General features: G+C 61.3%; 1 protein-coding gene. It reads right to left on the bottom strand.

The window, feature by feature from the left end:
* The coding region (locus ACXMYJ_RS29300) for a transposase family protein (RefSeq protein WP_460359574.1) at window positions 1–498 on the bottom strand (498 nt) is incomplete at its 3' end.
* Window positions 499–618 lie beyond the last annotated feature (120 nt).

Below are 618 nucleotides of genomic sequence, written 5' to 3'. Positions count from 1 at the left end.
CTTGGTGTGTCCATAGCTGGCGCCTTGTTTGGCGTGACCGTAGACCGGTCGCAGCAGCGAGTCGATGTCGATGAAGGCCCGCCCATCGGAACCAGGGAGCAGATCCGCGCGCCGGCACAGCTGTCCCAAGTGCTCGCGCAGGACTGATTCCAGTTGCCGAGCGTGTCCGAACGTGAACTCCCGCAATAGTGTTCCGATCGTCGACGACGCATACACGCCGTCGAACAGGGACTTCATCCCGCCCGAGCGCACCATGTCGAGGTCGTCGATGCTGTCTGCGCCGGCACACATCCCGGCGATGACGGTGGTCAGCTTCGGCGACGGATTGGCCGACCCGGACTTGATCCGCGGTGTTGCGATATGGACCTTGTCGGCCAACAACGCCGACAGCCCAGTCTGTGTCGCCAGGGCCATCACCGGCACCAGCCCGGCACACGACACGAGATGCTCATCATCGAAGACAGCCGACGACGCGGTGAACCTGTGGGACACTTGCACCGGAAGTGCCTTTCGAAGTTGTGCCGATAAGTGCGTAGGAACACTCATCATCACAGTTCAAAGGGCACTTTCCTCATTCCGACACCCGATGACCAGCCAATTCATCGGCGGATCGAGGCT

Source organism: Mycobacterium sp. ZZG, assembly GCF_054786995.1.
The sequence above is the reverse complement of the archived record's forward strand: the minus strand, read 5'-3'. Positions and strand labels throughout refer to the sequence as shown.